This window comes from Micromonospora sp. DT43 (assembly GCF_049841645.1).
GTDB lineage: Bacteria > Actinomycetota > Actinomycetes > Mycobacteriales > Micromonosporaceae > Micromonospora.
In genome coordinates this window covers 172,329-188,185 of the sequence record NZ_JBNCKR010000008.1, presented here as the reverse complement: position 1 = coordinate 188,185, position 15,857 = coordinate 172,329, and the positions used below count along the sequence as shown (strand labels likewise).

Here is a 15,857-nt window from a genome sequence, read left to right as displayed (position 1 = left end):
CGCCGGGTCAGTCTCGGCGCGGGGCCACCAGACCCGACTCGTACGCGACGACAACGAGTTGGGCGCGGTCACGGACGTGCAGCTTGGCCATGGCCCGGTTGATGTGGGTCTTGGCGGTCAACGGGCTGATCACCATGCGCGCGGCGATCTCGTCGTTCGAGAGGCCCTGGGCGACCAGGACGACGGCCTCGCGTTCCCGGGTGGTCAACTCCCGCAGGCCGGTCGGGGCCCGCAGGTGGCGCGGCTCGGCGACGTACCTGTCGATGAGCCGGCGGGTGATCGACGGAGCGAGCAGCGCGTCGCCCCGCGCGGCGACGCGTACGGCGTGCAGGAAGTCCTCCGGCTCGATGTCCTTCACGAGGAATCCGGCGGCGCCGGCGCGCAGCGCGTGGAAGACGTGTTCGTCGAGGCCGTAGTTGGTCAGGATGACCACGTGCACCCCGGCCAGGGCCGGGTCGGCGGCGATGAGTCGGGTCGCCTCGATGCCGTCCAGCACCGGCATCTGGATGTCGATGAGCGCGATGTCGGGCAGGTGACGCCGGGCGAGGGCCACCCCCTCACGACCGTCGGCGGCCTCGGCCACCACCTCGATGTCGTCCTCGATGTCGAGGAGCGCGCGGAAGCCACTGCGCAGGAGCGCCTGGTCGTCGACCAGCAGGACGCGGATCACGCGGGCGGGCCGACGGGGAGTTCCGCGTGGACGGTGAAGCCGCCCTCGTCGCGCGGGGCCGCGTGGAGGCGACCGCCCAGGGCGGTGACCCGTTCCCGCATCCCGAGCAGCCCGACTCCGGGCGTCGGCGCGGCGGCCAGCGTGGCCGTACCGTCGTCGTCCACGCGGATCGCGAGGGCGTCCGGCCGGTAGTCGACACGGACCGACGCGGTGGCCGCGGCGGCGTGCCGAGCCACGTTTGTGAGCGACTCCTGCACGATCCGGTAGGCGGTCCGGTCCACGGCGGCCGGCACGGCCTGCCGTTCGCCCTCGACCGTCAGCGTCGTGTCCAGCCCGGCCAGCCGGGCCCGCTCCACCAGCTCGGGTAGGTGTTCGAGGCCGCGCGGCGGGTTCCTGCCGTCGTCGCGCAGGGCCTCCAGGGTCGCGCGCAACTCCCGGCTCGCCTCCCGGCCGGCCTCCCGGATCGCCAGCAGCGCCTCCGGCACCGCCTCGCCACGCCGGCGGGCCAGGTGCACAGCCACCTCGGCCTGCACCTTGATGATCGAGATCTGGTGGGTGAGGGAGTCGTGCAGCTCCCGCGCGATGTGCAGCCGCTCCTCGTCGGCGCGGCGTCGCGCGGTCTCCTCCCGGGTGCGCTCGGCCTCGTCCGCCCGCCGCTCGGCCTGCCGCAACGCCTCACCCGCGGCGCCGGCGGCGATCAGCCACGCCACCTCGAGCGCGCCCCGGGCCCGGGCGAACGCCTCCCCGGGGGGCAGGTCCTGCGGCGGTGCGAGGGCGGCGAGGGGAAGAGCGACGAGCATCAGCACGGCGGCGGCGACAGTGATGACGCGATGGCCCGCCCGCACGCCTGTGTACACAGCGAACAGGAAGGCGACGGCAGGTACGTCGAATCCGACCGCCTGGTAGCCCACCGCGCACAAACCGGTGACGGCCAGGACGGCAATGGGCGCCCGGCGACGCGCCGCCAACGCCAGACCGCTTGCCGCCAGCAGCGGATAGCCCAGCAGGTCGCTGTCGATCGTGGACTGGTCCGCGGAGAGCCCGGCGACCAGCAGCACCGCCGTCACACCGACGGCGATCGCCCAGTCCCGCACACCGGCACGCCCTGTGCTCATGCGCGCACCCTAGCCCGAGGTGCACAGCCGGCGACTCCTGCGCGCGAACGACAGCCGCCTACCGCGTCCGCGGTAGACGGGCGGCGCCTGCGCCGTGCGCGGCAGTCGACTACGCCGGCGGCGGCAGCGGGAAGAGCCTCCATCCGTTGGACGACCGGCGGTCGAACCGGCGACAGGATCGAGCACAACCACCGAGACGTACGACGAAGGAGACACACATGTTCACGTCGAGAAGCCTCAAGCCGGCACGCCTGCTGTGCACCGCTGCCGCGTCCGCCCTGCTGGGAGGATTCGGTCTCGCCGCGCCGGCCGCCGCGTACACCTCGTCGGCGCCGTTGGCGGCAAGCGTGACCACCATGAGCGCCGGCCGACTCGGGGCGAGCGTGGCCTCCCTGCTGGGTCTGGCCGGGGTGATCGTCGGCGCGCTGGCCCTGGCCCGCCCCAGCAGTCGCGTCGGCACCGGCAGCGGGCTGCTCGGCGCGACAGTGGCGTTGGCGGCGGGACTGGTCGGGGTGGCCCTCGGCGCGCTGGTGGTGGCGACCTCCGACAGCGGAATCGGCACCGGCAACGGACGCGGTGGGGCGTACGTGGCCCTCGTGGTGGGGTTGGCCGCCCTGGGCCTCGGCGGGCTGGCGCTGAGCCGCACTCGTAGCTGAGGGCGGGTCAGCGGCGGAACGCCAGGTAGAGGCCCAGGGCGAAGTTCACGACCAGGATGACGGCCCCCACGACGGCCACCCAGCGCTGCCACCTCGTCCACCGGACCGTCCTGCGCGAATCGACGAGGCCCGCCTCCTCTATGCGGACGGCCGCGATCCTGTCCCGCTCAAGGGCGTCCCGGCGCCCCGAGGCCACGTTGGCGCTCAGGATGGCGGCGTTGGCGCGAAGCTCCTCGGTGAGAGCCTGCAACGCCCGGGTCATCGAGTCGATCGACCCGTTGATGTGGCGCAGGTGGTCGTCGTGCCCCTGCAGACGCTGCTCGATCCGCCCGGCACCCACGCCGCGTTCGTAGGCGGCGGCCGCGCTCTCGCCGCTCTCCGTCACGGTCGTCGCGCCGCTGGTGACGGTGGGGCACCGGCCGCGCATTCGCGAGCGACAGTCACCCGGGCTGGTCGGGTCGGGGTTGTGGCGTCTCTGCGATGCACGGTCGGTACCTCCTACTGGCCGAGACTGCGCCGACCGGCTCGCCTGCTCCCTCTGTCGACGGTGCCGCGGCTTCCACTCGGCGGACTCCCGGGCAGGTTTCCGCCGTCGCCTCGCTGCACCAGTCGTACCACTCGCGGGCCGAGAAATCACCTGTCGAGATCCGACAAAGCCGCAGGTCAGAGCCATGAACCTCGACCTGCGGCAGAGCGCTCGTCGTCAGGCGCGCGGCGCACCCGCCCGGCGGAAGCCCAGGATCACTACCGCACCGACCGCCAGGTGCATCAGCACGAGAGCGACAGTGGTGCCGGCCGAGGCGTCGACCAGGGATGCCGGCACGAGCGACAGCACGAGCACGGCGACGGCGATCGCGGTCCAGATCGTCGTGGCGCGCGCCGAGAAGCGCTCGAGCACCGCGAGCAGGCCCCAGCCGAGCAGGGCGGCGAGCGCGGACGTCACGATCACGGCGAGCACCGTGACGTCCTGGGGGCCGGCGCCCTGGTCGACGGTGAGCGACGCGCCGGCGACGGTGGCGATCAGCCACACGACCACGGCGGCGAGCACGGCGACCGCGAGGGCGATGGATCGGTTGCGCAGGCGCGGGGTGCCGTCGACGGCACGGGGGGTGGAGGTTTCCGTGGACATGAGACGACTCCTTTGTGGAGGGGAAAGGCTGTCGAGATCGAACCGTAGCAGAAAGTTCCGGTCTTTACTATCTCGTTCTTAACTTCCCACCAGGCGGAGAGATACTCTGCTCCGAGATAGTTCGAGTCACGGACTAGTTGCTAGGCTGCCGTCATGACGACCGGCACCTCCGGCCCCGACGGCGCGACGCCCGACCTGATGTTCCTGATGTCCTGGGCCACCCACGCGCTGGCACAGGAGCACGCCGCCGCCCTCTCCGGCCTGGGCATCTCGACGCGGGCCTACTGCGTGCTCGATCGCGGCAGCACCGGCGAGTTCACCCAGAGCCAGCTCGGCGACATGTGCGGCATCGACAAGACGACGATGGTCGTCACCCTCGACGAGCTCGAACGTGCCGGCCTGGTCGAACGCCGCACCTCGGCGACCGACAGACGCGCCCGCATCGTCACCGTCACGCCCGACGGCGAGCGGCTGGTCGCCGAGGCGCGGCGGATCGTCGCGCGGCTGCAGGGCGACATCCTCGACACGGTTCCGTCGCGCGACCGGAGGATCTTCCTGGACGTGCTCGGTCGACTCGTCGACGGCCGGCTGTCGACGTTCGTGCAGACCGACCGCCCGGCCCGTCGGCGGTCCTCCCGGGCAGCCTGACCCCCGCTGCGCCGACCGGCCGGCTAGCAATGGTGATCGACCGGTTCGGTACGGCGGCAGGCCCTAGACTCGCAGGTGGCGTCGAGCGGGGGAGCATGTCCAGGTGAGTTCGGACCAGCTCCTCGTCACACTGGACCGGGGCAGTTCGGTGCCGTTGCAGCAGCAGCTCTGCGACCAGATCAGCGAGTCCGTGCGGGCCGGCCGACTGCGCCCCGGCGACACGGTGCCGCCCAGCCGCGAGCTGGCGCACCAGCTCGGAGTCTCCCGGACGGTGATCACCCGGGCGTACGAGCTGCTGCGGGCCAACGGGGTGCTCACCTCGCGGCGCGGTTCCGGCACGCGGGTCAGCGCCGCCCTCACCGACGCGCCGCCGCCGGCCCAGCGCGCCGCCCGCGCGCACCTGCGGCCCGAACCCCCACTGCCCACCGACGCCGGCAGTCCGCTGTGGAAGCCGTGGGAACCGGCACCGATGCACCGGCCGGACGGGACGTACGACTTCCGGCACGGCACCCCGGCGCTGGCCAGCTTTCCCGTGGCCCGGTGGCGGCAGTCGCTCGCCGACGCGGTGAGCCGGGCCGACGCGGTGGCCCTGGGCTACGGCCCGGCCGAGGGCGCACCGGCGTTGCGTGCCCAGATCACCGCGCTGCTGCGGCGCAGTCGCGCCCTGGACGCCACCCGGGAGAACACGGTGGTGACCAGCGGTGCCACCCAGGCCATGGACATCCTGGTCCGGCTGCTCGTCGGCCCCGACGACGTGGTGATCATCGAGGACCCGAGCCACACGGTGCTGCGGCAGATCTTCGGCTACTCGCGGGCCGCCGTGGTGCCGGTCGGCGTCGACGAGGAGGGCCTGCGGGTCGACGAGATCGAGTGCCGGGTCCGCGCGCACGGCCTCGACCCCGCGCGGGTACGCCTGGTCTACGTCACCCCGTCGCACCAGTTCCCGACCGGATTCATCATGTCCGAGCGGCGGCGACGAGCGCTGCTGCGCTGGGCCCGCGAACACGGGGCCACGGTGCTGGAGGACGACTACCACAACGAGTTCACCTTCGCGCAGGAGCGGTTGCCGTCGCTCGCCGCCGACCCGCAGGACGCGGACGTGGTCTACGTCGGCAGCTTCAGCAAGACCCTCTTCCCCTCACTGCGCATCGGGTACGCGGTGCTGCCGCCACACCTCGTCCGGTCGTTCCTGGGCGTCAAGTGGATCACCGACCGGCTGACCCCGACGCTGACCCAGGAGGCGCTGGCCGACTTCATCTCCTCCGGCGCGTACGCCCGCCACATCGGACGGATGGACCGCCTCTACCGGCAGCGGCGCGCCCGGCTGTTGGAGGCGCTGTACGAGCACTTCGGCGCGGGGGTGCGGATCTCCGGCACGGCGGCCGGGCTGCACGTACTGGTGACCCTGGGCGGCGCGCCCGACGTCGGCGAGGCCGAGATCGTGCGCGCCGCCGCCGCGCGGGGCGTGCGGGTCTATCCGGCCTCGGGCTACTTCGTCACCCGCCCGCCGACCGAGCCGACGTTCCTGATCGGGTACGCGGCGCTGCCCACCGCCCGGATCACCGAGGGAGTGGCGCTGCTGGCCGCCGCGGTGCGGGACGTGACGGCTCGGTGAATCGGGGCCGGTGGAACCGGGCGCGCTGGGCGTACGGGACGGTGCAGTCGAAGACCGCCTTCGCCGTGCGCCCGTCGGCCGACAGCGACGGGGAGTAGCCGGTGTGCTGGCTCGGGTCGAGCGGGAAACCCTCCCGGTCCGGCAGCACCAGCAGGTCCTGGTCGGCCTGGAAGCGGGTGACCATCGCCCACCACAGGTCCTGGTCGGACTCGATGTCGACGTCCTCGCCCACGCACAGCACCAGCTTGGCCATCCGGAACTGCTCCAGTACCGCCTCGGCGGCGGCGCGTACCGCGAGGTCGTCCTCCGGGCCGCGCTTGGCCGGCCACTGGAGCACCACCATGAGCTGGCCGCCGCCCGCCGTGTGGCAGTGCGCCGCCAGGGCCGGCGTCCCCCGACGACGCAGCAGGTCCAGCACCGCGGCCTCCATCCCGAAGCCGAGCAGTACCGACTGCTCGTGCCCGGGCCCCGAGACCGCCTGCAGGATCGGGCTCTCCCGGGCGGTGATCGCGGTGATGCGGATCAGCGGCAACGAGGGGTGCGCCCGACCCTGGTAGCCGAGGAACTCCGGCGTGGCCACCGACCCGTGCGCGCTCTCCGGCACCCGGTCGGCCCGCAACTCGCCCTCGATGACGTACTCGGCGTGCGCGATGAACTCGGCGTCCACGGTGGCGCAGGGCAGCAGTTCCACCGGCTGACCGGCGAGCGCGCCGGCCACCGCCAGCTCGTCGACCTCGGGCGGGACCAGCGAGGTCGGGCAGCAGGAGGACAGCAGCACCGCCGGGCTCAGCCCGAGGTGGATCGCGATCGGCAACGGGCGCCCCCGGCGCAGAGCGGCCTGGTGCGCGAGCTCCAGGTCCCGTCCGGGCACCATCCAGATGGTCAGCGTGTCGGGCCCCTGCACGCACATCCGGTGCACGGACAGGTTGCGGACCCCGGTGTCCGGGTCGGTGGCGAGCACCGCGCCGAGGGTCAGGTACGGCCCGGCGTCCTCGTCGGTGAGCACCGGCACCGGCAGCGCCGTCAGGTCCACCGGCAGCGTCTCGCGCGGCCAGCGGGACGCGTCGGGGGCGGGCACCGGCGGACAGGGGGCGGCCACCGCGTCGAGCAGCCGGTGCGGCAGCTCGGCCGGCGTGCAGCCGAGCAGGCCGGCGGCACGTCGGCGGGTGCCGTAGAGGCCCATCAGCACCGCCCGGGTCGGGCCGTGGTCGGGGCGCACCCGGTCGAACAGCACCGCTGGGCCGGCGCCGGTGGGCGGAGCGGCCGGGGCACCCGCCCAGCGGGCGTAGTGCGCGGAGACGCCGTAGCGGGCGGGCAGCTCCGTGGCGACGCGGACCAGCTCGCCCGGGAGCGGGTCGAGGCTGGCCAGGGCGTGCCGCAGGTCGACGGGCGGGCGGTGGCTCATCACTTCTCCGCCGATGCCGCGGCGGCGCGGCGGGCCGCCAGCATCTCGAGCTGCATCCGGGTCAGCTCGTCGATGAGCGCACGGTAGGTGCCGACCGCGACCTCGGGCGGAATGCCCTGGCGGGAGGCCAGGTCGTGCACCCGGCCGAGCACCTGCCGTGCCCGCTCGGGCGACCGGACGGTCGCCTCGTCGGTCTTGTGGGCTGTCAACTCCTGCACCACCCGGGTCCGCTCGGCCAGCAGGGCGACGATGCGCTGGTCCAGCGCGTCGATGGCGACCCGCAGCTCGGCGATCCGGGCCGGGCCGTCGACGCCGCCGGTCGGCGAGGAGCCGGCCGACGGCGCGATCAGGTGCTCGTCGCTCACGGCTGCGGAACCTCGTCGACCACGAAGACGACCGTGGGCTCGGCGTCGCTGCCCTGGGACCGGTGCTCCTCGTCGTCGGGGATGACGAAGCCCATGCCGGGGCGGCACGGCACCGACCGGTCCCGGAAGTGGATGGTGAACTCGCCCTGCAGGACGTAGCCGGTGTGCCCGCGCAGGCACCAGTGGTGCTCGTCGAAGCCCGGCGGCAGCTCCAGCAGGCGCAGGCGCTGACCGCCGACGTACGAGATCTTGACGCGCCCCTCGGCGCCCGGCTTGTCCCACCTCTCCCACTCGGTGGCCGGGAAGTCGATGCCGACCGGCGCGGCTACCTGCTCAGTGGACATTCTCGATATCTCCTCTGGTGTGGGCGGTTTCGGCGCGGCGGGGCCGCGGAACGCGTTCGTTGCGGTCGCGGCGCGGGAGGACCGGCCCACCGTCGACCCGCTGGTGCTGCTTGAGCAGCTGCACCATGTCGAGCATCCGGTGCACCATCCGCTCCAGCGCGTCGACGCCCTCGACGTCGGTCAGGCCGGGAGCGCCTGTGGTGTTGCGCAACAGGACGGGGAACCCGCTGCCCACCAGGATCATCCGGTTGAGCAGCAGGTTGTTGACGATCTGGTTGTGCACCGAGGAGTCGCTGTACCGACGCCCGGTCACGATGATGCCGCCGACCTTGTCGGCAAGCGGCCGGGTGAAACGCAGGTAGCCGACGCCCGCCCGCTCGATGAAGACCTGCATGAGGTGGGCGAGGCCGAAGCCGTGCACCGGAGCCGCGTAGATCAGCCCGTCGGCGCTGGCCATCTGCTCCACCAGGGCGGGGACGTCGTCGTCCACCTGGCAGGGCAGCGTACGGCTGTTGCAGTCACCGCACGGGCTGCACGGCGAGATGCGGTGCTCCCGTAGGGCAATGGTGCGCAGGATCGCGCCGCGCTCGGCGATCAGCTTGCCCGCGTACGCGATGGCGTGGTCGGTGTTGCCACCGGCCCGTTCCGATCCGTTGATGGCGAGGATGGTCGCTGCTTCGCTGTGCAATGGCACCCCCGGTGCTCGTCGCGAGGGGTGAGCGCCGCAGCGGCGCCCACCCTCTGCGAGGTCAGTCCGTCAGTTTCCCGGCGAAGTAGTCGATGTAGGCCTGCATGTCGAAGTGGCCGTGCCCGGAGAGGGAGAAGACGATCGCCTTCGACTCGCCCGTCTCCCGGCAGCTCAGCGCCTCGTCCACCGCCACGCGGACGGCGTGGGTGGATTCCGGCGCCGGCACGATCCCCTCGCTGCGGGCGAACAGCACCCCCGCCTCGAAGCAGGCGGTCTGCGGCACCGCCCGCGCCTCGATCAAGTCGATGTCCCGCAGCGCGCTGACGATCGGGGCCATGCCGTGGTAGCGCAGACCACCGGCGTGGATCGCCGGCGGGTGGAAGTCGTGGCCCAGGGTGTGCATCTTGGCCAGCGGCGTGAGCCCGGCGGTGTCGCCGAAGTCGTAGTCGTAGCTGCCCTGGGTAAGCGACGGGCAGGAGGCCGGCTCCGCCGCGATGAACCGCACCGTCGGACCACCGCCGAACTGGCGTCGCACGAACGGCAGGGCCAGCCCGGCGAAGTTGGAGCCGCCGCCGGCCGCGCCGACCACGATGTCCGGGTAGTCGTCGGCCATCGCGAGCTGGAGCAGCGCCTCCTGCCCGATGATCGTCTGGTGCATCAGCACCAGGTTGAGCACCGAGCCGAGGGCGTACTTGGCGGCGCCGCCGCTGGACATCGCCGCCTCCACCGCCTCGGAGATGGCCAGGCCGAGGCTGCCGGTGGAGTCCGGGTCGGCGGCGAGGGCCGCCCGGCCCGCCTCGGTACGGTCGCTCGGGCTCGCGGTGACCGAAGCGCCGAACGTCTCCATCAGTCCCCGACGGTACGGCTTCTGGTCGTAGCTGATCCGCACCATGAAGACCTCGCAGTCGAGGCCGAAGTACGCACAGGCCATCGAGAGCGAGCTGCCCCACTGGCCGGCGCCGGTCTCGGTGGTGAGCCGCTGCACGCCGTCGAGCTTGCTGTAGTACGCCTGCGGCACGGCGGTGTTCGGCTTGTGGCTGCCGGCGGGGCTGACCCCCTCGTACTTGAAGTAGATCCGGGCCGGCGTGTCGAGGGCCTGCTCCAGGCGACGGGCGCGCACGAGCGGGCTGGGCCGCCACTGCCGGTAGATGTCGAGCACCGCCCCGGGGATGTCCACGTCCCGCTCGGTGGTGAACTCCTGCTCGATCATGCCGGTGGCGAAGAGCGGTTCGAGGTCCGCCGCGGTGATGGGTTCCCGGGTGCCGGGGTGCAGCATCGGGGGCAGCCCCTTGGGCAGGTCGGGAACCACGTTGTACCAGGTCGTCGGGATGTCGCTCTCGGGCAGCACGAACTTCGTCGCGGTCATGGCCTCTTCCGATGCGGGGTGGGGTGTCAGGGACTTGCGGTGGCCGGTTCGGCGAGTGCCGGCGCGGGCCGGACGGCCGGTCGGATCCGCAGCACTGCGAACGCGACCATGCCGACCACCGGGGTCAGCAGGAGCAGCAGGAGGACGGGGTGGTGTCCCTGGGTCTGCCAGACGAAGCCGAGACCCATCGGCACGACGAGCCGGGCGGAGCTGAGCACGAAGGCGTTCAGGGCCATGAAGCCGCTGACGCGGTGCTCCGCCACGTGGTCGGCGATGTAGGTGGGCACCACCACCGACGCGATGATCTCGCCGAGGGTCCAGACCACTGTGGAGAGCAGCACGGCGGGCAGCGAGAACGCGAACACCAGGACGGCCATCCCGGTCGACCAGAGCAGGCCCGCCACGATCAGCAGGACCCGGGTCGAGTACGCCTTGATCCGCTTCTCGATCAGCAGGCTGGCGCTGACCACGACGACGCTGTTGATGGTGTAGACCGCGCCGACCAGCGCCACCGACGAGTGCAGGACTGTGGTGACCGCGAGGGGCAGCGTGTACTCCAGGCCGATCAGCGGCGCGACGTAGCAGAACGAGACGAGCACCAGCACCGCCACGTCGATGTCGCGCAGCAGTCCGGCACGGCCGGTGCTCGCTGTCGTCGACGCCGTCGGGGCACGCCTGGTGTCCGCCGGCACGAAGAGCCAGATGGTGGCCGCCGCGAGCAGCCCGAGCAGGATGTTCCCGGCGAACATCAGCTGGTAGGAGAACGCCGCCGCGAACCCGCCGAGCAGCGGACCCACCCCCATGCCGAGGTTGTTGGCGAGATAGCTGACCGTGTACGCGAAGGGCCGCTCACCGGGCTCGGTCAGGTCGGCGATAAGCGTGTTCGCGGCCGGGGAGAACATTCCCATCCCGACCAGCGCGACGAAGAGCAGCGCCGCGTACGTCCAGGTGGGGCCGTCGAGCAGGGCGAGACCCAGGTAACCGACCGCGTTGAGCAGCAGGCTCGACACCAGCGCGGCGCGTCGGCCGGCGCGGGCGCAGATCGGGCCGCTGAGCAGGCTGCCGGCGAGCAGTCCGGTGCTGCCCACGGAGATCAGCACCCCCGCCTCGCCGGTGCTGAGGTGCCGGCTCTGCACGAGGTAGACCGCGAGCAGCGGGAACACGAACATGCCGGCCCGGTTGATGAACGAGGCGTAGACAAGCATCCGCAGCGGACGCGGCAGGGCCCGGAACCGGGTCAGCCACATGACGGCTCCCCCACCGGCTCGGTACGCACCTCGAAGGAGTCCCGGATGACCTTGAACCGGGCGCGGACGTCGTCGAAGTCCCGGCCCTCGCAGACGTACCAGCCGAGCACGTCGTTGGAGGCGGTCGGCACGGCGAGCACGTCGCCCACGGACTTCCACACGTCCGCGTCGCGCACCGAGTCGAGCGCCCGCAGCTCGTCGGCAGTGGTGATCGCGGTGATCCGGCCGTACCTGTCGGAGCAGAGGTATTCGGTGCCGATCTCCGGGCCGAGGGTGGTCGCCGGCACGTGCTGCGGGTCCAGTTCCAGGCGGCACCACTCCCCCGCCACGTTGATACCCCGGCCGGCCTGGATGGCGGGGACGATCGAGCCGCCGCCGGCCCGTGCGGCCGCCTCGCCGAAGACCACCTCGCCGTCGTCGCGGAGGAAGAACTCCACGTGCGCCACGCCAGTACGCATCCCGAAGCCGCGCAGGACCGTGGCGCTGGCGGCCAGGATGCGCCGCTCCGCCGAGGTCAGGTCGTGCTTGCGGGAGACCGTGCCGCCGGGCTCGTCGCGGAACTCCAGGACGGAGTACGTGTAGCGGGAGAGCTGCTCGAAGACGACCTCGCCGTCGCGCAGCAGGGAGTCGACGTGGTACTCGGCGCCCCGGACGTACTCCTCCACCCGGTAGTCGTGCCTGTCGTCGGCGATCAGCGGCCACACCCGGGCCAGGTCCTCGGCGGAGTCCACCCGGTGGGTGTCGCCGCAGGCCCAGCCGGCGTACGGCTTGATCACCACCGGCCAGCCCACCTCGGCGGCGAACTCGGCGACCGCCCCGACCGTCTCGGGGCGACACGAGCGGGCCACCGGCACGCCCAGCTCGACGGCCCGGCGGTGCATCACGTTCTTGTCCCGGAAGGTCAGGGCCTCCTCCGGGTCGAGCCCCTCGATGCCGTGGTCGCGCCGGCAGTACGCGGCGGTCAGCACGTCACCCTCGAAGAGCGGGAAGATGCGCCGCACCGGGTGCGTGGCGACGATCGTCGCGACGACCGAACGGACGGCAGCGGTGTCGTCGAGGTCGGCGTGGTAGCAGGGCAGGTCGGCGGCCTCGGCGGCCGGCTGCCCGGTCGGCAGCAGCGCCACGGTGGCCACGCCCCGCTCGGCGGCGGCGGCCACCACGCTGCGGAACTGGGCCGCGTACCGGCCGGCCGCCGGTCGGTAGATGACCAGGATCGCGCGGTTCACGATCGGCTCCCACTGTCGCTGCCGACCGGGCCCGCGGTGCGCAGGACGGCGCTTGTCGTCGCGCCGTCGAGCACCGCCTCCTGCCGTGCGCCGTCGGACAGGTCGTCCAGGGCGGCGGCGAGCCGGGCCAGCGCGTCGACCACCTCCGCGCGCCCGCCGGGGTGGGCCGACTCGACGGTGAGCAGCAGCCGGTGCCGGCCCGCGTCGGTGCGGACCAGGTGCCCCTGCCGCCAGTTCCAGCGTCGGGAGTGGGCTCGCCCGTCCGCGTCGGCGTAGACGACCTCGCCCGGTTCGGGCCGCTCGGGCGCGTCGGGCACGCCGAGGGGCAGGAACGTCTCGGTGCCGTCGGCCGGGCGGACGACCAGGTCGGTGATGCCGTCGACCGCGCACGAGGCCACCGGCAGCGCCGCGTCGAGCGAGACGGCGTTGCAGAGGTCGACCAGGGCGTTGATCCGGGGCAGCCGGTCGCCCTTGGCGACCCGCCGGGCGATCGACTCGGCGGCGCAGGGGAACCGGTTCGGGTTCACCCCGACCGTCCGGTACGCCTCCCGCCACGCGGCGATGCCCGGCAACTCGGCCACCCCCGCCTTGTCCAGGCCGGCCGCGTGCAGCGCGTCCTCGGCGGCGGTCAGCAGCGCCGACACGGTGGGAGGCGCCGGGCCGACCTCGACCGCCGGCACGGCGAGCACGCCGAGCACGTAGTCCGGCACTGCGGTCAGCACCCGGTCGTCGATGCGGACGGTGAGGGTGTCCGCACCGTCGCTGAGCTGGGTCATCGTGATCCTCGTGAGGTTCGGGTCCGATTGTCGGTCCGACCGTACGCAGCGCGACGACCACCGGGTGTGGCCAATCCGGGGTGATCCGGTGAGGCCAATCCGGCGGTCGCCGGCCTGTCGTCGCGACTGTCGGCACGGGCCCGCGCGCCGAGCAGTGTGGTGCCCACCGCCAGCACGCAGAGCGCGGCGCCGACCGGCCCGAGCAGGTCGAGGGCGTCCGCGCCGCCGTGGCGCAGCAGCCGGTTGCCCAGGAAGCCGCCGAGGGCGATGCCCACGAACGTGGCCGAGGAGTTGAGGGACAGCAGCAGCGGCCCGGAGGTCGGCGCGACACTGAAGAGCCGGTGCTGCTGGGCCGGCTGCGTGGCCATCGCGGTGATGCCCCACGCCGCCATGGCGAGCGCGGCCGGCAGCAGCGCCTGCCGGGTCAGCGGCAGCGTGACAAGCACCAGGGCGAGCCCGGTGATCGCGACCACGAGCACCGGCAGGCCACCCCACCGGTCGGTGGCCCGCCCGCCGAGCACCGTCCCGGCGACCGCCGGCACACCGAAGACCAGCAGCAGCACCGCGAGCAGGGTTCCGTCGCCGTCGGTGGCCGGCGCGAGCAGCGCCCCGACGTACGTCAGGGCGAGGTAGCCGCCGGTCATGAACAGCGCGGTGGTGAGCACCGCCAACCCGACGCGGCCCTCCCGCGCCGGGGCGAGCCGGGCGGCAAGCGACGGGCCGGGCGGCAGCGCCAGCCTCGGCAGGCCGACGAGCACCGCCAGCGCGCAGAAGGCGCCGAGGGCGGCGAGCAGCCAGAAGGTGGCCCGCCACTGCAGGTCGGCGGCGAGCCAGGTGCCGAACGGCACCCCGACCACTGTGGCCGCGGAGAGGCCGCCGAGCACCACCGCCATGGCCCGGCCACGCCGCTCGGGTGGCGCCGAGGCGGCCGCCGACGCGGTGGCGGCCGGCACGTAGAGCGCCGCGCTGACCGCCGTGAGGACGCGGGCCAGCAGCAGCAGCGGCAGGTCCGGCGCGAGCGCGGAGGCGACGTTGCCCACTGTGAACCCGACAAGCGAGACCACCAGCACGGTACGCCGCGCAACCCGGCCGGTCAGCGCGCCGAGCACCGGGGCGGCGAGGGCGTACGCGAGGGCGAAGACGGTGCTCACCCAGCCGGCCGAGGCGACGCTCACCCGCAGCGTACGGGCCACCTCGGGTAGGACCCCCGCGACGACGAAGGTGTCGGTGCCGATGGCGAACGCCCCGACGGCGAGCAGCGGGACGACAGGCACGGACCGCCGCATCACGCCACCCCCGCCGGCTGTGCGGCGCGGTAGCGGACGGCGTCCCCGGCGACCACCCGGCCGCCCAGCAGCACCAGCTCGATCGCGTCCGGCCGGCCCAGCACCGTGATGTCCTCGGCCGGGTCGCCGTCGGTGACCACCAGGTCGGCCAGCCGGCCCGGCTGCACCGTGCCCGCCTCGTCGCCGCGCCCGGCCAGCCGCGCGCCGTTGGCGGTGGCCCAGGTCAGCACCACAGGCGCCGGGATGCCGGCCATCGTCACGTACGTCTCCAGCTCCTCGGCGTAGCGGCCGTGCGGGGTCCACGCGAACCCGAAGTCGTCACCCGCCACGATGGGGATGCCCATGTCCACCATCAGCGGCAGGATGCGCAGGGTGTTCTCCACCTCGGCCTGGAACTCGAGCGTCTCCAGGTACTCCGGGGTCTTGCCGTGCTGGGTGCCGGTGGTGAGCAGCCGGTACGGCTGGTGCAGGCTCGGCACCACGAAGATGCCCCGCTCGGCGATCGCCTCCAGGGCCGCGTCGTCGGCGTACGTGGCGTGGTCGATCACGTCGACCCCGGCGGCGATGGCGTTGCGGATGCCACCCAGCCCGCGCGAGTGGGCCCGGATCCGGACTCCCCGCTCGTGTGCCGCCCGCGCCGCGATCACCAGCTCCTCGGCCGTGAACAGCAGCTCGTGCGAGCGCCCGTTGGGGAACGTGTCGTCGCCTGTGGAGAAGACCTTGATGATCTCCGCGCCCTGTTTGACCTCGGTGTCGACGTACTCGATCAGCTCTTCCGGGGTGTCGGCCAGCCGCATGAGGTCGCTCGGGATGCGTTGCTTGACCGCCGGGTTGCGGCGCTCCGGCGGGCCGGACACCATCAGGTCCCGGCTGCACGGGGTGATGCGCGGACCGGGTAGCTGCCCGGCGTCGATCGCCCGGCGCAGCGCCATGTCGATGCCGGAGACCGAGCCGGCGCCGACGAACGCGGTGTAGCCCAGCCGCAGCATCGCCGCCGCGTTGGCGGCGGCGCCGAGGGTGACCTCCGGGATCGTGTACTTGAAGAGCATCTCCCGGCCGTCGAGCACGTTCAGGTACGCGATGTGGGTGTGGCCGAGCGTCATGCCCGGCATGACCGTCCGGCCGTCGAGGTCCAGGACGTCGATGTCCGGGTCGTGCAGGGGCGCCTGCGCCTCGGGCAGGACGGCCACGATGCGCTCGCCGTCGAGCAGCACGCTGTGGTGCGGTCGGGAGTGCACCCCCAGTCCTTCCTGGACAGTGGCGCGGTGCAGCAGCATTCGTCGGGACACGGGGTGTCTCTCCGGTTCTCTCGGTGTCTGGT

At 73.0% G+C, this 15,857-nt stretch carries 17 protein-coding genes; 3 read left to right on the top strand and 14 right to left on the bottom strand.

Annotation, left to right across the window (positions count from 1 at the left end):
* Positions 1–7: 7 nt before the first annotated feature.
* A complete protein-coding gene (locus ACLQ26_RS20660) occupies positions 8–670 on the bottom strand; it encodes a response regulator (protein ID WP_425745988.1) in 663 nt (220 codons plus the stop codon).
* The gene (locus ACLQ26_RS20655) at positions 667–1,785 is read right to left on the bottom strand and encodes a sensor histidine kinase (RefSeq protein WP_425745987.1); all 1,119 of its coding nucleotides are present in this window, start codon (positions 1,783–1,785) and stop codon (positions 667–669) included. Before ACLQ26_RS20655 ends, ACLQ26_RS20660 begins: the two co-directional genes overlap by 4 nt.
* 218 nt (positions 1,786–2,003) lie before the next feature.
* Between ACLQ26_RS20655 and ACLQ26_RS20650 the strand changes: the two genes are divergently transcribed.
* Entirely contained in the window at positions 2,004–2,441 is a 438-nt protein-coding gene (locus tag ACLQ26_RS20650; RefSeq protein WP_425745986.1) for a DUF6223 family protein, read from the top strand.
* 7 nt (positions 2,442–2,448) lie between these two features.
* Here the strand turns inward: ACLQ26_RS20650 and ACLQ26_RS20645 are convergent, their stop codons facing one another.
* Positions 2,449–2,868: a hypothetical protein gene (locus ACLQ26_RS20645; RefSeq protein WP_425745985.1), complete on the bottom strand. Its 420-nt coding sequence runs from the start codon at positions 2,866–2,868 to the stop codon at positions 2,449–2,451.
* 276 nt (positions 2,869–3,144) lie between these two features.
* On the bottom strand, positions 3,145–3,570 hold the full coding sequence (locus tag ACLQ26_RS20640; protein WP_425745984.1) for a DUF6069 family protein: 426 nt from the start codon (positions 3,568–3,570) through the stop codon (positions 3,145–3,147).
* Between the two features lie 153 nt (positions 3,571–3,723).
* Between ACLQ26_RS20640 and ACLQ26_RS20635 the strand changes: the two genes are divergently transcribed.
* Both ACLQ26_RS20635 and ACLQ26_RS20630 read left to right on the top strand, forming a co-directional pair.
* Complete coding sequence (locus ACLQ26_RS20635; RefSeq protein WP_425745983.1) at positions 3,724–4,218, top strand: MarR family winged helix-turn-helix transcriptional regulator; 495 nt, start codon at positions 3,724–3,726, stop codon at positions 4,216–4,218.
* Between the two features lie 103 nt (positions 4,219–4,321).
* Complete coding sequence (locus ACLQ26_RS20630) at positions 4,322–5,833, top strand: PLP-dependent aminotransferase family protein (protein ID WP_425745982.1); 1,512 nt, start codon at positions 4,322–4,324, stop codon at positions 5,831–5,833.
* Here the strand turns inward: ACLQ26_RS20630 and ACLQ26_RS20625 are convergent.
* Genes ACLQ26_RS20625 through ACLQ26_RS20580 form a run of 10 tightly spaced genes read right to left on the bottom strand, consistent with a single transcriptional unit; the run spans position 5,778 to position 15,825 of the window.
* On the bottom strand, positions 5,778–7,238 hold the full coding sequence (locus ACLQ26_RS20625; RefSeq protein ID WP_425745981.1) for a UbiD family decarboxylase: 1,461 nt from the start codon (positions 7,236–7,238) through the stop codon (positions 5,778–5,780). The two genes, ACLQ26_RS20630 and ACLQ26_RS20625, sit on opposite strands and share 56 nt — an antisense overlap.
* Complete coding sequence (locus ACLQ26_RS20620) at positions 7,238–7,603, bottom strand: chorismate mutase (protein ID WP_425745980.1); 366 nt, start codon at positions 7,601–7,603, stop codon at positions 7,238–7,240. Before ACLQ26_RS20620 ends, ACLQ26_RS20625 begins: the two co-directional genes overlap by 1 nt.
* Complete coding sequence (locus tag ACLQ26_RS20615; protein WP_007459010.1) at positions 7,600–7,947, bottom strand: cupin domain-containing protein; 348 nt, start codon at positions 7,945–7,947, stop codon at positions 7,600–7,602. Before ACLQ26_RS20615 ends, ACLQ26_RS20620 begins: the two co-directional genes overlap by 4 nt.
* Positions 7,937–8,641 (bottom strand): flavodoxin family protein, encoded by a 705-nt coding sequence (locus ACLQ26_RS20610; RefSeq protein WP_007459009.1) that lies wholly within the window; start codon positions 8,639–8,641, stop codon positions 7,937–7,939. The genes ACLQ26_RS20615 and ACLQ26_RS20610 overlap by 11 nt, the downstream gene beginning before the upstream one ends.
* Before the next feature lie 55 nt (positions 8,642–8,696).
* The gene (locus tag ACLQ26_RS20605; RefSeq protein WP_425745979.1) at positions 8,697–10,001 is read right to left on the bottom strand and encodes a TrpB-like pyridoxal phosphate-dependent enzyme; all 1,305 of its coding nucleotides are present in this window, start codon (positions 9,999–10,001) and stop codon (positions 8,697–8,699) included.
* Between the two features lie 26 nt (positions 10,002–10,027).
* Positions 10,028–11,248, bottom strand: a complete 1,221-nt coding sequence (locus tag ACLQ26_RS20600) for an MFS transporter (RefSeq protein WP_425745978.1) — start codon at positions 11,246–11,248, stop codon at positions 10,028–10,030.
* A complete protein-coding gene (locus ACLQ26_RS20595) occupies positions 11,239–12,474 on the bottom strand; it encodes an ATP-grasp domain-containing protein (protein ID WP_425745977.1) in 1,236 nt (411 codons plus the stop codon). Before ACLQ26_RS20595 ends, ACLQ26_RS20600 begins: the two co-directional genes overlap by 10 nt.
* Positions 12,471–13,250 carry a B3/B4 domain-containing protein gene (locus tag ACLQ26_RS20590; RefSeq protein WP_425745976.1) on the bottom strand — a complete coding sequence of 260 codons (780 nt, stop codon included), beginning with the start codon at positions 13,248–13,250 and terminating at the stop codon, positions 12,471–12,473. Before ACLQ26_RS20590 ends, ACLQ26_RS20595 begins: the two co-directional genes overlap by 4 nt.
* Positions 13,247–14,536 (bottom strand): MFS transporter, encoded by a 1,290-nt coding sequence (locus ACLQ26_RS20585; protein WP_425745975.1) that lies wholly within the window; start codon positions 14,534–14,536, stop codon positions 13,247–13,249. The genes ACLQ26_RS20590 and ACLQ26_RS20585 overlap by 4 nt, the downstream gene beginning before the upstream one ends.
* Complete coding sequence (locus ACLQ26_RS20580) at positions 14,536–15,825, bottom strand: amidohydrolase family protein (RefSeq protein WP_425745974.1); 1,290 nt, start codon at positions 15,823–15,825, stop codon at positions 14,536–14,538. The genes ACLQ26_RS20585 and ACLQ26_RS20580 overlap by 1 nt, the downstream gene beginning before the upstream one ends.
* Positions 15,826–15,857: the final 32 nt, after the last annotated feature.